Source organism: Glaciecola sp. 1036, assembly GCF_050306235.1.
In the GTDB taxonomy this organism is placed as follows: domain Bacteria; phylum Pseudomonadota; class Gammaproteobacteria; order Enterobacterales; family Alteromonadaceae; genus Glaciecola.
In genome coordinates, this window is sequence record NZ_JBLWFH010000001.1 from 290,662 (window position 1) to 313,064 (window position 22,403).

Sequence of the window (22,403 nt, forward strand, 5' to 3'; positions counted from 1 at the left end):
TTTCGTTATCTATAGAAATCTCTAATAAAAACTTTAGTCTAAAGAACTCTCAAAAATTTTCGCTCAAAATAAGCATTTTTACAAAAACGAAACATTTATCCTAATAATTCTCCCCAAATAAAGGTTAATTACTAATTTTAAGGCATTGAATAAAATAATTAATCTATATATGCTTGTAGTGTTGGTTAAAAAGCGTCCTTTTAGAAGTCGTATAATTTAAATAAAAGCCAATGTTTTACACAGGGGAAAGGATAAGCCTTTCATAAAAACGGTAGCGGGATGTAACCACAACATCTGCTCAAGTTTTGCAGAATGTTCTTCACTTTTTGAATCAGAATGTTGAAACAGTTGTGCGTTCATCTACAGAAACTATCTATAAAACAAGGTAATCAGGAGAAGAAATTGAATACACATTCCAATTCAAAAACTGCCAATAGACGATTAAATCGTATTACAACAGGTATACTTGCAGCTACTCTTCCAATTGCGGCTATGATGCCTTCAGCGTCAATGGCACAAGAGGCGAGCGAAGCTGAAAAAGTAGAAAAAGTCATAGTAACAGGTACTCGTATGGTTAACCGTTCTGCGGCTGACTCTCCAGTACCAGTAGATGTTATTTCGGGTGATGAGTTTCGTCAAAACTCATCTTCAGATGTCCAAGACATGTTAAGAACTGCGGTTCCTTCTTTTGACGTCAATACGCAACCTATCAGTGACGCTGCGACTATTATTCGTCCAGCTAACATGCGCGGTTTATCACCTGATAACGTATTAGTGTTGGTAAATGGTAAGCGACGTCATCGCGGTTCAGTAATTTCATTTTTAGGTGGCGGTATTTCGGATGGTGCACAAGGTGTCGATATTTCCGCTATCCCTGCACTTGCCATGAAACAGGTTGAAGTACTACGTGACGGTGCATCCTCACAGTACGGTTCAGACGCCATTGCAGGTGTAATAAACTTCTTACTTAGAGACGATGATGAAGGGTTCGAAGTTAGAGCTAAATATGGTTCCACCTATGAAGGTGACGGCGATGCTTACACTATTTCAGCGAATGCTGGCTTTTCATTAGGTAGCTCGGGCTTTTTAAATATCACAGGTGAAATCAAAGACGTTGAAGGGACTGTGCGTTCTGTCGTTCGTGACGATGTGCAAGCTATGGTAGATGCCGGCTATCTCTCAATGTCAGATTTCTCTGTAATAAACTCATATACAGATGAAGTTCCTCAGTATTGGGGACAACCTGACGTAGAAGACGATATTAAAGTATTTGTTAACTCTGCCTATGAATTTAGTGAAAATGCCGAATTATATGTATTTGGTAACTACGCACAGCGCACAGTGACAGGTGGTTTCTTCTATCGAAACCCGGTTACTGAAGGCGGTCAACGTGGCGGCGTTTACGCTGGTCCATTAGTAGATCCAGCCACTGGTATGGCAGATCCTAACGGTGTTCATTCGGTGTTGGTTGGTGATTTAGATGGCGTCGGTATCGGTGGCTCCTGTATTGATGGGATTCCAATTGGTGGTAACGGTAATGTTTTCCCAGATCCTACCTTTTTAGCCCAGGTCGCAGCTGATGATAACTGTTTCTCTTTCATCGAAACTATCCCAACAGGTTTTGTACCTAGATTCGGCGGTGACAATGAAGATATGTCATTCACTGTTGGGCTTAGAGGCGATATCAACATAGGCAATGGTCTTTACTATGATATCAGTGCTCAGCAAGGTTCAAATAAAACTGACTTCTTTATTAATAACACCATTAACGCTTCTTTAGGTCCAGATACTCCTAGAGACTTTATTCCTGGTGGCCAAGAACAAACCGAAACTCTTTTCAATGCTAACTTTGTTTACGGTATTGATGTTGGTTTAACTTCAGATTTAAACATTGCCTTTGGTGCTGAATACCGAGAAGAAGAATTTGATCTGTTCGCAGGTGATGCCGCCTCTTTTGCTTTGGGCCCATTGTCTGATCAAGGTTTCTCATCAAGTTCAAACGGTTTTGGTGGATTCCCGAATTCAACCTCATCTTCTCAAGACAGTACAGCATTCTACATTGACTTAGAAGCAGATGTAACAGAGTCTCTAACTATGCAAGCAGCTGTTCGTTACGAAGATTTCAGTGAATTCGGCGATACAACTGATTTTAAAATCGCTGGTATTTACCACGTAACTGACGATTTTAGATTGCGTGCAGCCTACTCTACTGGTTTCCACGCACCAACTGCAGGTCAAGCCAACATAACTAACGTTACCACCCAAAACGTGAACGGTGTGTTAGTTGACCAAGGTACGCTTCCATTGTCTTCTGCAGCGGGTCAGTTAGCGGCAGACTTTATTGAGAGTCAAGGCAACGGACGTCCATCATTAGGCCCTGAAGAAGCGAAAAACTTCTCTGTGGGTGTTTCTATTGATATTGGTGCTACAAGCTGGACCATAGATTATTACAGCATTGAATTAGATGATCGTGTAGCACTAGGTGCGAACGTTGACTTCTTAGATGCACTAAACTTTGCCGGCGGCGGTACTACTTACGGCTCAGTATCTGAAGCCTTAACAGGTCTTGATGCGTCTGGCGTAATAAATCGTCAAGAGTTCATTGGTTTAGATGATTTATCACAATTTAGATTCTTCTCTAACAGCTTTGACACCACTACCACAGGTATCGACATTGTTGGTAACTATAGCTTTGATTTCTTGGGCGGTAGTTCACGTTTAACCCTAGCTGCCAACTTTAATGAAACTGAAGTAGATGATGTAGGTACATTGAATCCAATTGGTGCGGGTCGTGTTGCTGCTATCGAAGATCTATTGCCAAACACTCGAGGAAACATTGCTTGGACTCACACCCAAGGTGATTTCAGAACTATGGTTAGAGCTAACTACTATGGTGAGTGGGATGACACAGGTAATGGTGTAGAAGGCATCAGTAGCGAAGTATTAGTTGACGTAGAAGTACTTTACTATCTGAATGAGAATACTGAGATTGTAGTAGGTGTAGATAACTTATTTGATACCTACCCTGACAAAAACCCAAGTGCAGGCAGTTTAGGTCAGCTATACCCAGAATCTAGTCCATTCGGATTTACCGGCGGTCAGTGGTACGTGCAAGCGCGCTTTAAATACTAAGAGCGTTTAAACCCAATAAAAATGCCGCTGTTTAAGCGGCATTTTTTTATTCTTTTAGATTAATCTTGTTGCCATTTAATAAACGAGTTAATCCGATAAACAACATTAATCGTTTTGGAAACTTCAATACTTTGCGGTATGAAAATATCAGATTCATTCCCACCTTTACCTCGATATTCCATAGGTGCTGACAAGGTGGCATGCCCAGGACTATTTTCCAATCCAAAGGTAGCAAAGAACGAATTAAAAGACCCGGTATCATTAAACGCAAATACTTCGCCTAACTCTACGCCAAGTCCACTGGCCATTTGTTGGGCTTTGTTTTTTGCATTTTCGGCCGCCTGTGCGATTAAGGTCACTTCAACTTCTGATCGATTAGTAGCATCAAACTCTGTATTCAAATTGTGTAGATTGTCGATTTTCCGAAGCGCGTTGACTATCTTTGGGTAATCATTTAGTGACTTAATAGTGACTGTAAAATTTCGAGAAAAGTCGTATCCTAAAATAGCTAAACTATTATAGTTCTTATCCCTTTCACGGCGAATATTCTTAGTGATTTCATAGGCAACTATATCATCACTGGCAATCTTGTAATGCTCAAATACTTCCAAAACAGAGGTAGTGACATCTTGTAAATGATTACTTGCCACTTCAGATTCTGCATCAAAAGTGGTCAGATTAAATGAAATCTTGGCCACATTAGGCTGCACTTTAGCACTGCTTGTCCCAGTAACAGTTACAAAAGGAAAGTCAGGTAATGGAGAGGCAAATATGGAACTAGATGCCAAACTCATTAGTAGTAATATCCAGTATTTCATTATCTCTCCTTGTACCCTATTTATTGAAATCGCGATAAGTTTATCATCGACATCAGTTTATCAAACACGCTTTCTATTGCAGTGGAAGCTGCAAAACCAAGCTTTTGCGCCATGTTCTTTTTGTTTTCATATTTAAGTTTAAACAGTTTATGGGTGTCATTGGCTTTTAACAAAAAGTCGTCTGACGTTTGTAGCTTATCTACTAAACCTAACTCTAAGGCTTTTTGACCTAACCAATACTCGCCTGTGGCGACTTTTTCCAAATCTAATTCCGACCTAAAATGCTTAATATGCCCTTTGAACAAATCATGCACTTCTTGTAGCTCTTGTTTAAACTTCTCACGGCCTTGTTCGGTGTTTTCTCCCAATACGGTTAGGGTTCGCTTGTACTCACCTGCTGTATGCATTTCAATATCTACATCATTTTTCTTAAGTACTTTGTGAATATTAGGAATCTGCGCCACAACACCAATAGAACCTACAATCGCAAATGGCGCTGAAATAATAGTATCAGCCACCGCAGCCATCATATAACCACCACTGGCAGCTATTTTATCTACGCTCACGGTTAATTTTAGATTTGCATCTTTAATCCGTTGAAGTTGAGAAGCAGCTAACCCATAGCCATGAACCACGCCACCTCCACTATCGACTTTTACTAGAACTTCGTCATTTTCTTTAGCTACACATAAAATAGCAGTGATTTCTCGACGCAGACTGTCAACTTCTTTGGCCATTGGCGAACCTTGGAAATCGATAACATAGAGATTGGGTTTAGTTTCCTCTTTATCTTTCTTTTGCTCTTTTTTGCGCTGTTTTTGTAACTTCTTTAACGCTTCTTTTGATAACAAAACTTGTTCTGATTGGCGCTTTATGTTGTCAAACTGTTCTGATATAGAATCAAAACTTAAATTGCCACCACCACCTTTTTGTTTACTTGCAAGACCTATGATTAATCCAACTACCGCAACTATTGCAATAACAACGGTAATGGCCTTAGCAACAAATAATCCGTATTCAAATAAAAATTCCAACGATAACTCCCGATAATTCAACTGAACTAGTGTCAGTATATGGTCATTCCAAAAAAGAAAAAGGGCTAAAAAGCCCTTTTTCATTGATTAATCTACTAAAACTTGTTTAGTTTTGCACAACGTCTTCGTTGGTCACTTGAATAACTGTGCCTTTAGTCGCCATATAAGTTGCTACTTCATTTTGCATTTCTGCAGTGACAGCAGCGCTGGCAGCTGGACTTAAACTACTCGCGTGAGCCCCTTCAATAAATTTAACAATACCGCTTATCGGCGTTTGAGAAGGTACAGTTGACACTATATCTTGTAATCCCATAAGGTTTGCTAGCGGCAATTGTCCTGATGTTGGCAATGTAGTTGACACTGGAATTACTTGGTCAGGTAAGTTGTCGCCACCGTCTCCGACCACTGTCATCATATGCACAGGCGTATTTTCGCCTAAGATTTCAAAGAAATTAATCGGGTCTGAAGAATCAATCACTGATTGTGCTGCAAATGCAAACTGTGCAAACAAAGCATTTGCCGCAGCCAGCTGCTCTGGTGTCAAAGCGGCAACGAATTGCGTGTAAGCACCGACAAGTTGAGCTTCGCTGATATTACCATCAGGATACAACTGACCTAAAAATGCTTGGAAATCTTCACTACCACCTTGAAGTAAGAACGCTTTGATTAAAGGTCCAAAGGTAGGTGATTCAAGAAGGAATTGTGTAATACCGCCTCCGGGTGATTCCAGAGATGCAACTTGTACACTGAACATTCCACTTAAAGGCTCTAACTGCCCGTCAAACGGCGTATTGGCGATAGCAGCAAAGTTACCACCTGTGATAGCTCCTAAAGAAACACCCATGACTGATACGTCTGTGCCATTAAGGGTAACCAAGTCATTGCCAGTGGCATTCACAAAAGCGTTTAAACCAAGTCTTACACCCAGAAGGTCAGACACAGCTTGACGCGAATTATCGCGGGCTGTAGGCAAACTCGCCAAGTTTAAGAAAGCAGTAGCAGAAACTGTAGTCGCGTTTATCTCATCACCTGGATTAGTAGGATCAACATCAAAACCTCTAGTACCATGTAACGGCTGATCAATAGCAACAGTAGCAAAACCCGCTAGTGATAACGCACCACTGATGGCCAACATGTCTTCTTTTTTAGAAGTGATGCCATGTACAAGCATTACAACCGGCCATCCACCTTCAGGCATTTGCACGTCAAATCCTAATGCTCCCGCAAACGTTGGGTTTGGAACAGTGACCTGTACATCTAAGGTTTCGCGGCCCTGATTGCCGCCGTTCATTTTTGGAAGAGGATTAAATCGGGTGACCTGTCTTTCTTTATCTAAGGGCTCACCATTTATCATTAAATCGCGTAACCCTGCCACCTGACAGGTTGCATCATTTGGTCCAGGCGTCGCCATTGCTAGCACTTCATCAGGAGCGCCGGCTAATACTACGCCAGAATCACACATTGCGCGCCAAAACTCATTGCCTGGTGCTGCTGGATTATCCGCTCGCGGAATGGCTAGGAAGTAAGGCAGTGAAACTGTACCTTCATATACGTTCGCGCTACAAAGCGGACCCGCACCTCGTGAGAAAGTTTCTTGGCTTACACCTTGAGCTAATGCATTTAAACCAGCATCAGCTTGAGCGCCAAAAGTTTGCCCTGTCGCTACTGTAAATTGTCCTCCGGCAGCGGCCAAAAGTCCGTTACACGTGGTTAAGGATGAAAAGTTCACATTAGGAATTAAAGGCGCTAAGGCTTGTAGTTCTGGGGTATTTTCAACAGCAACAGCTATCCCATCATCAATAGAAGATTGGCTAACCACGCCAAGCGTTTCCATAGCATTCATATCTGCAGATTGATTAGTAACAGCAATCGCAGGTAAAGCAGCTGGATTTTGGGTTTGAGCAAACGGCGTTACGTGTAATTGCTTAATTGCGGACATTACACTGGTCGTGGATAATGTTGTAAATGCTGCAGCGTAGCTGATTTCATCACGAGTCAATCCGGCAGTTTCTAAGGCATCAATATGCGTATTGATTAAACCCTGTAAGCTCAATTGAGAGGGTGTTGCCAATGGATTAACATCAATATCTTGTTTTACTAAGTCCCAAGTCGTAGAACCTCTCACTGGATTACCAGAAGAATCCTGCAAAGCTGAAGTGACGACCAAGGTATATCCTTGGGCTCCCTTTAGAGGACGCAGAGGGACAACATTTACCGTGTCATCATCGGCTAACATTAACGCAAAGTCGACTCCAACAACAAGCTCATCACCAATTTTACATCCAGCAGACGGTACTGTGATTTGACCACATTGAGGATCACGAACATCTAAACCTAAGGTGGATTCAAAAATTCTGATACCTTGCGCCATAGTTGAGGCGTCAATAGAAACACCTGCAGCTGTTGTAAAATTAATTTGAAACGGTGCAGTGGTTGACCATCCATCTAAGACATTTAGCGCATTTTGAGGGTCGCCAAAATCTGTTGGGTCTGCTACCGGAATGTTTAATGTGTAGTCAAAAAAGCCGTCATCCCCAGGAAGCATTAACAAGTCATTAGGAACATTTAAGTTACCAGCTGCAGGATCAAACACAACTCTGGTAATGGGTGTAACCACCTCGGTCTCGGCCCGGATATCGTCGATGGTTTCACCACCACATCCTGTAAGACCAAGTGCAGCCAAGACGCTTGTACACACTAACAGTTTTTTCATTCTAACTCCCCACCTCGTATGTAGTTACTTAATTCAATTTGTCATAAATGGTTACTTGAAATTTAGAGATTTTGATAACAAGTATGACCAGTTCAATTTGTGCCTATAGTATTGCCTTTAGCGCTACTTTGCAAAGTGTTTGTAAACGATTTGTAATAAAAACACCGAAATTTTCTGTAAGTATTGTCTGATACTTTAGCTATTTCAAATTCTGAGCTAATATTCGCGCTCCTTCTTTTAACCATCAATAAAGAAAAAAGAATGTCCATAGAGCATCCTCATTTAGCGTTTGAACAACATGAACAATCACTTAAAGACAAAGTTATTCTAGTAACAGGTGCAGGTGACGGTATCGGCAGGCAAGCAGCATTAACTTTTGCTGAGTGCGGTGCAGTTGTAATATTGTTAGGAAAAACAGTAAGTAAGCTTGAGTCAGTATATGACGAAATTGTTGCCAACGGCGGTCTACAGCCTTCTATTGTGCCCTTGGATTTAAAGGGAGCTACGCTGCAACATTATAACGGATTAGCCGATACTATCGCTTCTGAATATGGTCGATTAGACGGCATATTGTTCAATGCTAGTGTGCTTGGAAATTTATGTCCTTTTGGACAGATCAAAGAAGAAGAATTTGATGATGTAATGCAAGTAAACCTACGTAGCCAATTTCTTATGATTAAAGCATTGCTACCTGTGTTGTCATTGTCTGAATCAGCTTCAGTGGTATTTACTACTTCTTCGGTTGGACGTAAAGGACGTAGCTTTTGGGGAACCTATGCCGTATCAAAATTTGCAACTGAAGGCATGATGCAAACACTTGCGGACGAATACAGAAACAGCAAAAAACGTTTTAACTGTATTAATCCTGGTGCAACGCGCACTAATATGCGAGCAAAAGCATTTCCAGCTGAAGATAAAGATACGTTAAAAACACCCGCTCAAATTATGTCAACTTACGTGTATTTAATGGCAGATGTATCTAGAGGTGTTAACGGAGAGAGTCTAGATTGCCAGCCCAAGTAGGCTAGCCGATGCGTTAACTTTATATTCATGTAAGAATCAAAAAAAAGCCGCTTTAATTACAAAAGCGGCTTTTTTAGTTCATCTTGGATGGATCATTGACCTTCTATTTTAGCCCAAGTGTCCCGCAACCCAACGGTTCGATTAAACACCAATTTTTGTTCAGTGCTATCTGCATCTAAACAAAAATAGCCTTGGCGTTCAAACTGGAAAGCATCTTCAACCTTTGCGTCTAATAATGAAGGCTCAACCTTTCCTTGCATGGTGATTAAGGACTCAGGGTTAATAGTTGCCGCAAAGTCTTCTTGACCAGCAGGGTTTGGCACATTGAACAGTCTATCGTATAAACGAATCTCTGCATCTATGGCGTGTGCAGCACTTACCCAGTGAATAACCCCTTTCACTTTGCGTCCATCAGCAGGATCTTTACCTAAGGTCTCAGGGTCATATTGGCAATAAATACAACTAACTTCACCGTTTTCATCGGTCTCAATCCGTTCAGCTTTGATCACATAAGCATTTCTTAAACGCACTTCTTTCCCTAGAACTAAACGCTTAAACTTTTTATTGGCTGACTCTCTAAAATCTTCTTTTTCAATGTAAACAACCCCAGAAAACGGTAATTTGCGATCTCCCATGTCTGCATCATTTGGGTGATTAGGCGCATCCAGCCATTCTTCGCCGTTTTCAGGATAGTTTTCAATGACAACTTTCACAGGATCAATTACCGCTTGGCGACGCGGTGCCTCTACATTAAGTTCGTCTCGAATGCAGGCTTCTAACATGCTCATTTCGACCATGTTGTCCATTTTTGTCACACCAATACGCTTACAAAATTCGCGGATTGAACTTGGTGTATAACCACGTCTTCGAATGCCAGCAATGGTCGGCATTCTAGGATCATCCCATCCGTTTACATGGCCTTCTCCCACCAACGCAATCAGCTTGCGCTTACTCAACACTGTATATTCGAGATTAAGACGGCTAAACTCATATTGGCGCGGTGTAGCATCAATGGTGATATTTTCAATTACCCAATCGTAAAGTCGACGATTATCTTGAAATTCAAGAGTACACAAGGAATGTGTAATACCTTCAATAGCATCAGAGATACAGTGGGTAAAGTCGTACATTGGATAAATGCACCATTTGTCGCCTGTTTGGTGATGATGTGCAAACTTTATACGATAAATAATTGGATCTCGCATACACATAAAAGGTGAGCTCATATCGATTTTCGCTCTTAAGCTACATTCACCTTCTTGGTACTCTCCAAGGCGCATTTTTTCAAAATGTGCTAGATTCTCGTCAACCGTGGTATTGCGGTATGGACTGTCTGTACCTGGCGAGGTGAGGGTTCCTCGCATTTCGCGCACTTTGTCTTGTGGACTAAAATCCACGTAGGCTAATCCCTTTTGGATCAACTCTACAGCAAATCCATGCAACTTATCAAAGTAATCAGAAGAATATCTTTCTTTACCATTCCATTGAAAACCCAACCAATGAACATCGTTTTTGATCGAGTTAACAAAATCGATGTTTTCCTTTTCAGGGTTTGTATCATCAAAACGTAAATTACAAGTACCGTCAAAATCGACTGCTAAACCGAAGTTTAAACAAATGGATTTTGCGTGCCCAATATGCAAGTACCCATTAGGCTCTGGCGGGAAACGAGTGGCAATCTGTTGATGGACACCGTTTGACAAATCTTTTTCGATAATCTGGCGAATAAAGTTGGTCGGACTTGGCGTGGTCTCGGCCATAGATATAAATTCCTCAAAACTTAGATAACTACTTATTTATAAAAGTATATCATCAGTAAACCGTATAAATAACGCTTATTTTTACGAAATATCTGTAGAAAACAGTTTTTTGTATTATATTGCCTCTACAACGTAATCAGATAACAATAAAACACGCTTTGTTTCGGTCTGAATAAACTTAACTGAAATGAGTTATTGCCTAAGTTAGTTGGAGCACTGGCCATTTGAAAGCTTCGAAATCATGGATGATTTCGTAGAGCGCCCATGGATGAGTTCACAGCGTCTTTCAAATGGCCAGTGCTCCAACTAACTTAGGCATGAAAAGCCAAGAGATTGAAACCAATCAATAAATTCTGAACAGAGAACATAGAAGTCATGAAAAAAGCAACTTCATTTGATATAGCGCATATGGCGGGAGTGTCACAGTCTACCGTTTCTCGTGCGTTAAGTGATAGTCCTTTGGTGAATCAAGAAACCCGCGACCGAATTAAACAGATTGCCAAAGATCTGAATTATAAAGTCGATAAAAATGCCAGTAACTTACGTAAACAACAGAGCAAAACATTAGCGCTACTGCTATTTGAAGATCCTACCAATGATGATTCTCTGATCAATCCATTTTTTATTAGTATGCTTGCAAGTATTACAAAAGCGACTGCAGAAGCCGGTTATGACTTGTTGGTTTCGTTCCAGAATTTAAACGACGATTGGCATGCTGTTTATGAAGATTCGAATAAGGCTGATGGCATTATATTATTAGGCTATGGCTCATTTACCGAGTACGAACATAAGTTGTTTCAGCTTGAAGAACAAGATACGCACTTTATTCGCTGGGGCGCCCCAGATAAAAATCATCCAGGCGTCACCATAGGTTCAGATAATTATTTGGGCGGATATTTGATGGCGGAACACCTGATTAAACTAGGGTGTGATAAATTCGCTTTTATAGGAGAAGCTGATCAAGGAGCACCCGAACTTATGGGGCGTTATTTAGGTTGCTCAGCCGCCATGAAAGATAATGGATTAGATCCGGCAACTTTGGCTCAAGAAGATGCTATTTCTACCGAGTTAGCTGGCTATGAGGCGACCATGAAATTGCTTGAAAAGTGTACTCCCAATGCTATTTTTTGTGCTACGGATCTTATTGCCATGGGCAGTATCAGAGCATTGCGGACCAAAGGATTGAAAGTACCAGAAGACGTATCTGTCGCAGGATATGACAACATTCAAATTAGTGAGTTTGCGTCACCACCATTAACCACGGTTCACCAAAATACCCTGTTAGCAGGAGAATTATTGGTGCAAAACTTATTAAAAATGATCAACAAGGAAAGTGTTGACGATATTTTAATGGCCCCTGAGCTTATTGTCCGCGAATCTTGTGGGGCAAGGCTAAAGAAGGCATAAAAAATCCCGAGATTAACAACAACGAAAAATCTCGGGATCCCTTGCTTACTGTTACAAACTTATTCTTCAGTTACCGGCAAGATATCTTCAGCATGCTCTTCACTTTCTCTAACCAAAAGCACGCAAAACGCTGCACAGACCATGAGCACACCCGCCAGTACAATCATATAAATTGCGGTACCACCGAATAGATATTTTAAAATCAATCCCGCGGTGAGTGCACTTATGATTTGTGGTGATGCTATTGTGAAATTAAAGATCCCCATGTAGACACCTGTTTTGTCTGCTGGTAATGCTCCAGCCAACATTGCATAAGGCATCGCAAGAATTGCAGCCCAAGCGATACCAATTCCTATCATGGGTAATAACAAATAAACAGCACCCAAAGGCACAGTGACCTGGGTGACATATAAATTTACATCTGTTGGTGTTAGGTCTTGGAAGAATAAAAAACTCACAAAGCTAATTCCACCTAAGGCTAACGACCCCGCATAAACCTGCTTTCTTCCGACTTTGTCCGCTAATTTAGCCAGAAATAAGGCAAATATGGCCGCAAATAAAGAATAAGCAGCGAATAAAATTCCAACCCAATCGCCTGCAGCTCCCTTAGCACTGGCGATATCATCAGGCAAACCGCCCATAGATTTAATATAGTCGCTGTTAAACCACTGCTTATCGATTCCCCAAATATGCTCAGCAATGGCGTTATTGGTGTAAACCCACATCAAAAATAGTGCGAACCATGAAAAGAATTGTACTAAGGCTAGTCGTTTCATAACGGTTGGCATATCGATTACAAGTTTTACAAAATTTTGTAGACGAACCGACAGCGGCTTTTTGTGCGCTTGTTCTTGCTGTACTTTTTCTAAGTCTAGCCCTTTGTACGCATAGTATTCTTCTGGCGGATATTCTTTGGTTCTAATCACGGTCCAAAGCACCGAACCTAAAAGAACTGTAGCACCTATATAAAATGCCCAAATAACTGTTTCAGCAACTTCACCAGATTGGGCTACATTATCCAGCCCCACTACATTGGTAAGAATAAACGGAAGTAGTGAGCCAACAACAGCGCCAATGTTGATCAATAAGGTTTGAACCGAGTAACCAACATTACGTTGCTTTGCGGGAACCATGTCTGAAACCAGCGCTCTGAACGGCTGAAAACAGACATTAAATGAGGCATCCATGACAGCTAACATTAAGACCCCAAATAAAATGGGAATCATAAAGGCTACAAATAGACTTGCATTTGGCATTAATGCCATACCAGCAGCTGCAGCAATAGCCCCCCCAAGAATAAATGGGCGTCGACGCCCCACACTATTCCAAGTTCTATCGGATGCTGCGCCGACTATAGGTTGTACTATTAAGCCCATTAATGGCGCTACCACCCAAAATATCGAAAGGGAATGAGGGTCGGCCCCCAAGTCAGATAAAATACGGCTTGCATTAGCATTCTGCAAAGCAAAACCAAATTGAACGCCTAAAAATCCAAAACTGACGTTCCAAATTTGCCAAAAACTTAATTGTGGTTGTTGTTTTACCATAATTGGCCTACATCTACTGGCAACTTAAATTGTTAACCATTTGTTACATGAAAGCTTGGATTGTACCTTTTACCCCTGTAAATGACTATGTATTTGCATACGTATTCACGCAATGTAAAAGAGGTTTAAAAGGATAAGGTAGCGATTAAAAGTTAATCGCTACCTCAAGGTCCGAGGCTAATTGGCTATTAATGTGTAATACCCCGTTTTGTTCATTCCAAGTGGCCGTTGTAGATTGCAGCAAAACAGATTCGCCGTTGATTGATATGGCGGTCGGTTTTTTGTCTAACCCAAAAATAGAAAATTGTAATGTTCGAGTCTTAGGTGCTAAAGCATAGTGTCCCTGAACATTCACTGTTAGTACTAAATTATCTGAATATTCCGAATTAAACAGGATTTCCTGATAGTTTTTTGTATTAAGGCTATCAGGAGATTTACCATCATCTTCATACATTACATACTGGCTTTTACTGGTTGATTTATCAGCATAAAAATCCACCATTAAAGAAGATGTAGAATAATTTTGAGTGTTCTGCTGGGGTTTAACCTGCGGAATAAAACTCCCTGCTTTTACAAACACAGGCAATTTATTAATTGGCGATTCAACAGTGACGGATTTTCCGCCTTGAAGTTTTTGACCATCAAAGTAATCAAACCAAACACCCTGAGGTAATTCCACGGATTTTTGGTTAACTCCAGGACTCACAATAGGTGCTACTAAGAAATTTTCTCCCCATAGATAGGCATCGGTTCTTTCAATATTTTGCGCGGGGTAATGCATTGCCAATGGACGCATCATGGGTAAGCCGGTCAGGCTGTTCTCGATGGACAACGAATAATTATAGGGCATTAAGGCGTATCTAAGTTTAATGTACTCCCTTACAATATCTTGAGTATTTTTATCATGAAAAACTGGTTCTGGCGGGATATGATCTTGTGCATGAGGGCGATATACAGGCTGAAAAACGCCGTATTGTAGCCAACGAATATAAAGCTCCGAATCAAACTCTTCTCCGCCGGCAAAACCGCCTAAATCAGAATGAGTATAAGCAAGGCCAAACAATCCCATTTGCAATGCTAATTCGACTTGCGGTTTCAAGCCTCCCCATTCCCGCGATACGTCGCCAGTCCAAGGGATCATCCCATAACGTTGAGTACCCAAAAATCCAGCGCGCATCATCACAAAAGGTCTTTGCTGTGGATTAAAGGCTAGTTGACGCTCATAAACCATTTGCGCCCATCTATGCCCGTACACATTGTGGATTTCATCTGCAGTAACCTGAATGCCATCCAAGTTGTGAAGGCTATCTGCTGGATGCAACTCAGGCTCACCTAAATCGCCCCACCAACCGGCCACACCTTGTCGATTGAGATTGTCATAATACTGCCAAAACCAATCTCTGGCATTTTGATCAAACACATCGACTAGACCACTATTACCAAAATAAAAATCAAATCGACGTGGTTCACCAGCGAAATTTTTGGCTAAAGCGCGATTTTTTACTGCCGATTCCCACTGACTTGATGTAGACAAGATAAAAGGTTCGGTGATCATAATTAAATTTACACCTTTATCTTGCAGTTGGTTAATCATGGCTTCGGGATCTGGAAAATGCGCGTTGTCCCAATTTAAATTTCCCATATGCCCTTTAATGTCTGGCCCGAACCAGTACAAATCTAATACCACAGCATCTACTGGAAAATCTTGTTGCACAAACTTATCGATGACATCTAAGGTTTGTTGCTGACTCTTGTAGCCGAACCTTGAGGCATAATTCCCTAACGCCCAACGTGGTGGTAATGGTTGTTTACCTGTTGCAGATACAAAATAACTAACAGTTTCAGCCATATCATCGCCCGCACTAAAGATATAAGCAGTACGACCAGCGACAGCTTCAAATTGCAATACATCTTTTTCTGTGTGACCTATATCCAAGAAGCCATTAGCACTGTTATCAAAACCGATAATATAATTTTTATCAGACATTATGGCTGGTAAACTATAATACATTTGATGTGATTCAGTGGTGTAGCCATAATGCGCTCTATTGTAAAGCGGAAGACGATTACCACGTCTATCCATACCCAACACACGTTGGCCACCACCCATGATTTTCTCGTGCTCATCTAAAGAAAATCGAAAGCCCCTTAATGTTTCTTGATAAAAAAGCCCGATTTCTTCTTGAGCAATGATTTCACCATTTTTTTCGTACTGCAGTTGAAAGGGAGAAAGTTGTATTAGCACCGTAAATTCAGGCAAACTTATCCTAAATCCGTCTTTTGTTTCATCAACCGAAAATGTTACTGACTGAATACTCGCTTTATCAATAGCAAAGGAAGGTAATTGCTTTACGCCTTCAGGCTGGTAATAGACTTCAAGGGCACCATCATTTAAAGGGGTCAGCGTTAATTTACCCGCATCAATTGCTAGTTCTACATGTGTATCACTAACAAGGATTGGTGAGTCTTTTCGCTGCTCAACTGCATATCCCGTAAATACATAGGAGCAAAGGATTATAAGGAGGAATTTCCGCAACATATTAGTCACCTATTACCGATTTAGAAAAAGTGAGCTCTAGTATTTTTGACGCGTTTGCGGGTAGATTAAGTTGAATACTAGATTTCAAACCTTGCTCGCTTATATTCAGGTTCACTTTCTCGTCACTCAGTAAATCAATTAATGTATAACTGCCATTTTCCAGCTTCCATTGCACAACAAGATCGATTGGCAGTTGCAAATCGACATTCACGGCTTCTTCAGCAAAGTTTGAAATGACAACCAATGCCTGATCTTCGTTAAACCGGCTGAATGCAAATTGCAGCTTTGAATACCCATTGTCCAGATCATTATTTAACCCATGTAACCCAACGTATTCTCCCGTCATCACAGGATGATAAGCAGATATATTCATTACATCTACATAGAATTGCCGTAGAGCTACTTCTTGTTCGCTAAGTTGCCCGCTGTCGAACTCGCCATTGTTCATCCATCGTTGATGAGCAGGTACACCTATATAATCAAAAATACTGGTACGCGTTGGATCACCAAAACCTGGTTCTTCACTTCCGTCTTCCCCGACATCTTGTCCGAAATACAACATGGTCGGAGATCGGCTTATTAAGGCTGAGGTCACTAGTGCAGGCTTACCCTTTTCAGCACTGCCTGCAAAGTCCGGGCTAGCAATACGTTGTTCATCGTGATTTTCTAAAAAATGCAGCATATGCTGTTCTATATCGGATAATTGACTTTGATTTATTTCCAATTTAGCTGTATCACCATGACCTTGCATCACAGCTTTTAAATCATCGTAAAAGCCGACTTTGTCATACAGATAATCCATTAAGCCCAGTTGAATGTAATCTCTATACAAATCGGGGTTATAGACTTCGGCTAATAAGAGAGAATCTTGCTTTTTTCTCTTTATGGAAGAATTTAAGAACGACCAAAACTCCACTGGCACCATTTCTGCCATATCAAAGCGAAAACCGTCTACCCCTTTATCCAGCCAATAATGTACTATCTGTTCAAATTTGTACCATGAATCAGGCAGATCTTTATCCTGCCAAAAGGTAAAATGAGCATTATAGTCCTGTTCTCTATATTCGCCGGGAAGCTTAGGAAAATCATAGCTACCATCAGGTTTAACACCATAATTTACTTTAACGGTTTCATACCAATCATGCATATCAGGCTGTGCTTTTCTGGCACCATTACCCGTCCATTTAGCAGGAACTTCAACAAACTCACCATCTAACAACGGGTGTGAATCTCCACCTAGAGCTTGGTAATCTTGGCTTTGAGGAACACTAAATTCTTCTCCTACGATATAATAAAAATTATTATCTCTATCGTAACTTACACTAGTATCGTCGTGGGCACCAAAGTCAACAACACCTTTGGGTGCTGAGGTTGATTGATAGTTTCTAGCCACATGATTAGGCACAATATCAATTATCACCTTCATACCGTGTTTGTGGGTTCTTTGAATCAAAGCTTCAAATTCTTGCAAGCGTTTAGCTGGATCATCTGCTAAATCAGGATTAACGTTATAATAATCTTTCACCGCATATGGAGAACCCGCTCTTCCCTTAACCACATCTGGATCATCTAGACTAATCCCATACTCGCGGTAATCACGAATAACCGCATGATGAGGAACACCCGTGTACCAAATATAAGAAGTTCCTAATTCGGCTATGCCTTCTAATGCGCGATCGTCAAAATCAGAAAACTTACCAACACCATTTTCTTCAATTGTCCCCCAAGGTTTATTGGTTGTATTTTTATTGCCAAAAAGGCGTGTAAACACCTGATATATAACAGGCTTACCGGGTCCTTGAGAATGATGTTGCATATTTCTATTTTGGGGTTTTACTTGCTCGTCGATTTTATTCTCTATGGATTGATTTTCCGAACACGACCACAAAGCAGTTGCCAATAAAACCGTTAAAACTCTTTTGAAAGATGGATAGCTAGATGTCTTCATTTTTTTGAATATATGACTCTTATAATTAAAATAAAAAGCCCTAACGGATCTCTCCAAATTAGGGCTTAGATCGGAAATCAACGGATAGTTTAGTCTATTTTAGTAACCATCAGTGTCGGCTTGCTGCCATCTGGCCCGGTTATTCTAAATTCATAGGTACCAGTTTCAGCAACATCCATAGTTAAGTTAGGAGGATTAATACCGCCTAATAGCGTAAACGGACTGCCAACTGTAACACTGGCATCACCTGTGGTCTCGTCACCACCAAGGTTTATTGTGCTCCAATCTTCACTAGCCACTTTATATTCGGTGGCGCCAGCGTCTATATCTATAGTGACAGAGTAAGCGCCATCTGCCCAAACTAATGGACTAGCTGTTCCCCAGCCATTTAGGGAGCCACGAACATACACAGTTGTATTACCGAAGAACTGTTCAGGGAACACTCTAAGTTTAGGAGCAGCCAAATCTTGGACATCAAAGACGAACACATAATTACCTGCTTCTGTAATGTTCAATACCATGTTTGCACCATTGTCAAACAGGTCTTTTTCTGCACCCACAGTGACTTCTGCTTCTGCATCGGAGGAGGCTCCAAGGTTTGGCCCTGACCAATCACTGTTTGCCACTTTGAACTGATAGCTTTGAGCGTCTAACATAATAGTCTTGGTATAGATTCTATTTCCTTGATATTCAAGTTCATCTACGTTACCCCAACCATTCATATCACCTTTTACATAGATGGCGTTGCCCACATAAGGTTCTTCATTGACCACATTAAGCACAGGTGCTTCTGAATCCCTAGCATCTAAGGTAAACAGGAATGTTGCATCGGCTGTTGCTGTGAATGATAGATTACCCTGACCTCGTCCCAGAACTTTATCAATTCCTTCTGCAACTAAGGGATCTGAATTTCCGAAATCAACTGTGGACCAATCGGCAGATGCAATCTTAAATCCATATGTTTGTCCAGAGACAAGATCAATTTTAGCTTGGTAAATACCATCACCAAGATACGTCATAGGATCGTTTTCGCTCCAACCGTTCATCTCACCACGTACATAAACCGTTGTATCACCGTAAGGCACTACATCTGGCGCACCAATGGTAGCGAAAGCTGACATCCCGTAACCACGTTCAGTACCCTGATATTTTACGAATACAGCAACTGTTAAGGCTGGAACTGTAAAGGTACCTTGAATGTTTTCGCCATCAGTAGCGTCACTGAACGAAGCGCCGCGAACATTAGTATCAACAGAATTTGCTAATGTAGTATGCAGTTCGAAACCAGCAGCTGTCGCTACAGTAATCGATTTTTCATCGTAACCTGTATTCACGACAACCATAATTGCATCATATTGCGGGTCTAAGTCATCTAACTGGGTCTCTGCACCTTCAGTAATGCCATCGTCTAAGCTCATTGCAATTAAGCCTTGCTGCTGACGGTCACCCAAATTATGGAAACCAACACGCGCTTTGATTGCATCACCTGTTGTTAACCTGAACAAAGGACTATCTTTACGAATTGTTAGGTATTCTTGGAACACTTCTGCTGCAAACTCAATGTCAGTCATAGAAGCATCTCGAGAAGGCGAACTCATGAACTGAGAAATTTCTTCCCAACGAGCTTCATTATCTTGCGCTAACGGTAAGCCAACATTCCAGTTATTGGTTTCCATCGTGAAATCAACATAGTTAAACCAATCGCCAGCATCATAGGTGTTTCTGTCCATAGATTTTGATCGTAAGAAGTCGCCACCCATTTGAAGGAATGGAATACCTTGTGACATCAATACGGTTGCTTGAGCTAGGTTTTGAGCTCGAACACGTTGGGCTAAGGTAATATCACTTGGTAAAGTGTAATTAAACTGATCCCAAAGGGTTTCATTATCATGCTTACTGATGTAGTTGATGCTATCAGCTGGGTCTAGGGTGTAGCCACCTAAGATACTGGTTTGAGTATCTGTACCGTTAGAGGTTTGCAACACATAGTCTGTCAAAGATGCTGCCATACCCATTTTTAAGCGGTCTTGGTCATTCAGCGCAGCATCACTTTCTTCCATAGCAAAAATATTACCGTTACGAATCGCATCACGAATGCGGTCGTTGTAAGTACCAATTTCTGTACCTGCCATGTTTTGCTGATTAGCAATTTCAAAGTCGCCATATGCAGATGTATCTTTACCCCATCCTTCTCCATAGAAGTATGTATCTGGGTCAACCGCTTTCACTTTTTCAAACAAGTCTATCATAGTGTCTTTTGACGCCTGAGACATAATGTCGAATCTGAAACTATCGTATTTGTATTGGCTAGCCCACATAAGGAGTGAGTCTTCCATGAATTTTTCCATCATACGATTACGAGGTTCAGTATCGTCACAGCAGGTCTGTCTGACAATATCACCCGTATCTAAAGTGTATCTGTGATAGTAACCAGGAACCACCTTATCAAACACTGAGTTTCCATTTAACGCAGATGCATTAGTATGATTATATACAACATCTAGGGCTACACGTAGGCCAATTTCATGCAGGCTTTGAATCATTGCCCGCATTTCCAATATTCGAGCAGCACTGTCAGCGTCAGACGAATAACTTCCTTCTGGCGTATTAAAATGCTTAGGATCATAGCCCCAGTTAAACTGATCAAAGCCTCTAATTTGCTGAGTAATTTCTTGAGCTCGTCCAGGGTTGGTTAATACATTAATACTGCTAAATAACTCATCAAACGTTTGGCTAGGGTCTGTACCATCGCTACAAATCCCTGAAGTTGGCGATAATGCACAGAACTCTTGTACAGTGCTAGTCCATTCTATAGTTCTAGCTGGATCTTCGTTAACCGTCGCAATATCATTAGCTGGTAACACATGGAAGTGTGTCACACCTTTTTCCGCTAACGTTCGCAAATGCTGCATAGGTACAGAGTCTTGTTCGGTGAAGGCTAAATATTTGCCTCGATTCGCCTCAGAAGTACTTTGGTCTCTAATGCTGAAATCACGTATATGCCCTTCGTAGATCACCATATCCTCGAAGTTCTCAATGGTCGGAATTACATGAGAGTCCCATCCGTCAGGTTTTAAATCTTCATCATTTAAGTTAACAAACTGCGAGAAACGGCCATTTACAGACAGACTAACACTGTAAGGGTCGGTGACATCTAGCACTTCAATTTGCTCACTTGCGGGATGGAAGACAGTGACTTGGTAGCGATAAAGTTGTCTGTCTAAACTTGCACTGCCTTCGTATGTCCAAACACCAGTAGTGCTGTCTTTAGTCATATCAAAAGTGTCGCTAAGGCGTTTGTCGGCTCCATAGACTTTCAGTTTCACATCTTGCGCAGTTGGCGCCCAAACGTTTGCCGTTATGCCGTTGTCAGTATAGATAATGCCTAATTGCGCTTCATCTGCGTCGTTGTCGCCGGTTGTGTACAATTGATCGATAGCATTAGCTGCTTGAATCTTGGTCGCCGCTACTAGCTTACCTTCACTGTCGTAAGCGCCCAAAATCGCTTGGGTCGTTAATACAGTCTTGGCATCGTCGTCACTCCAATCACCAGCAAATGCAGGAAGATTTGATAAGTGTGGCGCAATGGCTTGTTGTTCATCGGTTAAGTCAACTTCGGTCAAATCAACACTGGTACTATTGGTAACACCATCTTCTAAGGTAATTTCAATCGCAGCATCAGCGCTATAGTGAAGTTTAACTTGGTTTACAATGGCAAAATCAACGTCCCATAGAAGGGTTTGAGCATCTAACCAATGGGCTTGTGCGCCTTCAATTTTGACAGGTTGTTCGCCTAGTGAATCAATAGGGAATTCAAACACACGAGGTTCACCGGAAATAGTGAAATTCATGCGTACAAAACGTTCGTCGTCTTGTACTAGACTCCCCATGAAATCACCGCCACCCATTTCTTTTCCTGAATCTTCAGTACCAAAATGGATGATGAAGTTGTGACAATCTCCGTAGTCTGCTTTTAAATCCAACACCCAATACGCGCCATAAGTTGGATCTATGCCGGTATGTTCACGCCCTTCAGACCATGAAGTATCGGCGTCAAGATAGGCATCACAAGTTTCATTATTCCATGTGTGCAATCGCCAACCGTTATAAGCAGGATCGTTTTGTGAATTGTCCGCATCCACATCTGCCCTGTTATAATACAGAACCGCTTGGTTTTCAGCTGGGACAAACACAGGGTCTGGTAAATTTTCATTGAAACCAACTACACAAGCGTCGTTAGTTTCATTGGGTACAGTTGGCGCTGGACAAACGATTGGCGGTGGAGCCACACAGGCAGTTCCCGCTTCATTTGGAATATTTGGAACGTTACAAGTGAGTAAGGTCTCTCCCTGTTCTATAGAGGAGCCACCGCAGGCGGCCAAACCTAGAGTGCCAAGAATAATAATCGCAGCACCAATTACTTTTTTAAAATTTTGCATAATTAATAACTCCGACGTTGATGAATTACACTGGCTAATTTTG

General features: G+C 41.3%; 11 protein-coding genes. 3 read left to right on the plus strand and 8 right to left on the minus strand.

Features of this window, described 5'->3' with window-relative positions; genetic code table 11:
- The first annotated feature begins 402 nt into the window (after window positions 1–402).
- On the plus strand, window positions 403–3,132 hold the full coding sequence (locus ACNKW3_RS01370; protein ID WP_427397490.1) for a TonB-dependent receptor plug domain-containing protein: 2,730 nt from the start codon (window positions 403–405) through the stop codon (window positions 3,130–3,132).
- A gap of 59 nt (window positions 3,133–3,191) precedes the next feature.
- Here the strand turns inward: ACNKW3_RS01370 and ACNKW3_RS01375 are convergent, their stop codons facing one another.
- The 3 genes from ACNKW3_RS01375 to ACNKW3_RS01385 form a co-directional block, all read right to left on the minus strand.
- Entirely contained in the window at window positions 3,192–3,950 is a 759-nt protein-coding gene (locus ACNKW3_RS01375) for an SIMPL domain-containing protein (protein ID WP_427397491.1), read from the minus strand.
- A gap of 20 nt (window positions 3,951–3,970) precedes the next feature.
- Window positions 3,971–4,984 carry a protease SohB gene (gene sohB / locus ACNKW3_RS01380; protein ID WP_427397492.1) on the minus strand — a complete coding sequence of 338 codons (1,014 nt, stop codon included), beginning with the start codon at window positions 4,982–4,984 and terminating at the stop codon, window positions 3,971–3,973.
- Between the two features lie 106 nt (window positions 4,985–5,090).
- On the minus strand, window positions 5,091–7,697 hold the full coding sequence (locus ACNKW3_RS01385) for a VolA/Pla-1 family phospholipase (RefSeq protein ID WP_427397493.1): 2,607 nt from the start codon (window positions 7,695–7,697) through the stop codon (window positions 5,091–5,093).
- Between the two features lie 261 nt (window positions 7,698–7,958).
- Between ACNKW3_RS01385 and ACNKW3_RS01390 the strand changes: the two genes are divergently transcribed.
- Entirely contained in the window at window positions 7,959–8,720 is a 762-nt protein-coding gene (locus ACNKW3_RS01390; protein ID WP_427397494.1) for a YciK family oxidoreductase, read from the plus strand.
- 92 nt (window positions 8,721–8,812) lie between these two features.
- On the opposite strand, the gene glnS is transcribed toward ACNKW3_RS01390, so the two are convergent.
- Window positions 8,813–10,480, minus strand: coding sequence for a glutamine--tRNA ligase (gene glnS, locus ACNKW3_RS01395; protein WP_427397495.1), 1,668 nt, complete (start codon window positions 10,478–10,480; stop codon window positions 8,813–8,815).
- A gap of 375 nt (window positions 10,481–10,855) precedes the next feature.
- Between glnS and ACNKW3_RS01400 the strand changes: the two genes are divergently transcribed.
- Window positions 10,856–11,887 carry a LacI family DNA-binding transcriptional regulator gene (locus ACNKW3_RS01400; RefSeq protein ID WP_427397496.1) on the plus strand — a complete coding sequence of 344 codons (1,032 nt, stop codon included), beginning with the start codon at window positions 10,856–10,858 and terminating at the stop codon, window positions 11,885–11,887.
- 59 nt (window positions 11,888–11,946) lie between these two features.
- Here ACNKW3_RS01400 and ACNKW3_RS01405 read toward each other — a convergent pair whose 3' ends face one another.
- From ACNKW3_RS01405 to ACNKW3_RS01420, 4 genes are all read right to left on the minus strand, one after another.
- On the minus strand, window positions 11,947–13,434 hold the full coding sequence (locus tag ACNKW3_RS01405; protein WP_427397497.1) for an MFS transporter: 1,488 nt from the start codon (window positions 13,432–13,434) through the stop codon (window positions 11,947–11,949).
- A 145-nt stretch (window positions 13,435–13,579) separates the two neighbouring features.
- Window positions 13,580–15,973, minus strand: coding sequence for a TIM-barrel domain-containing protein (locus ACNKW3_RS01410; protein ID WP_427397498.1), 2,394 nt, complete (start codon window positions 15,971–15,973; stop codon window positions 13,580–13,582).
- Between the two features lies 1 nt (window position 15,974).
- Complete coding sequence (locus ACNKW3_RS01415; protein ID WP_427397499.1) at window positions 15,975–17,921, minus strand: alpha-amylase family glycosyl hydrolase; 1,947 nt, start codon at window positions 17,919–17,921, stop codon at window positions 15,975–15,977.
- An 89-nt stretch (window positions 17,922–18,010) separates the two neighbouring features.
- Window positions 18,011–22,360 carry an alpha-1,6-glucosidase domain-containing protein gene (locus ACNKW3_RS01420; protein ID WP_427397500.1) on the minus strand — a complete coding sequence of 1,450 codons (4,350 nt, stop codon included), beginning with the start codon at window positions 22,358–22,360 and terminating at the stop codon, window positions 18,011–18,013.
- Window positions 22,361–22,403 lie beyond the last annotated feature (43 nt).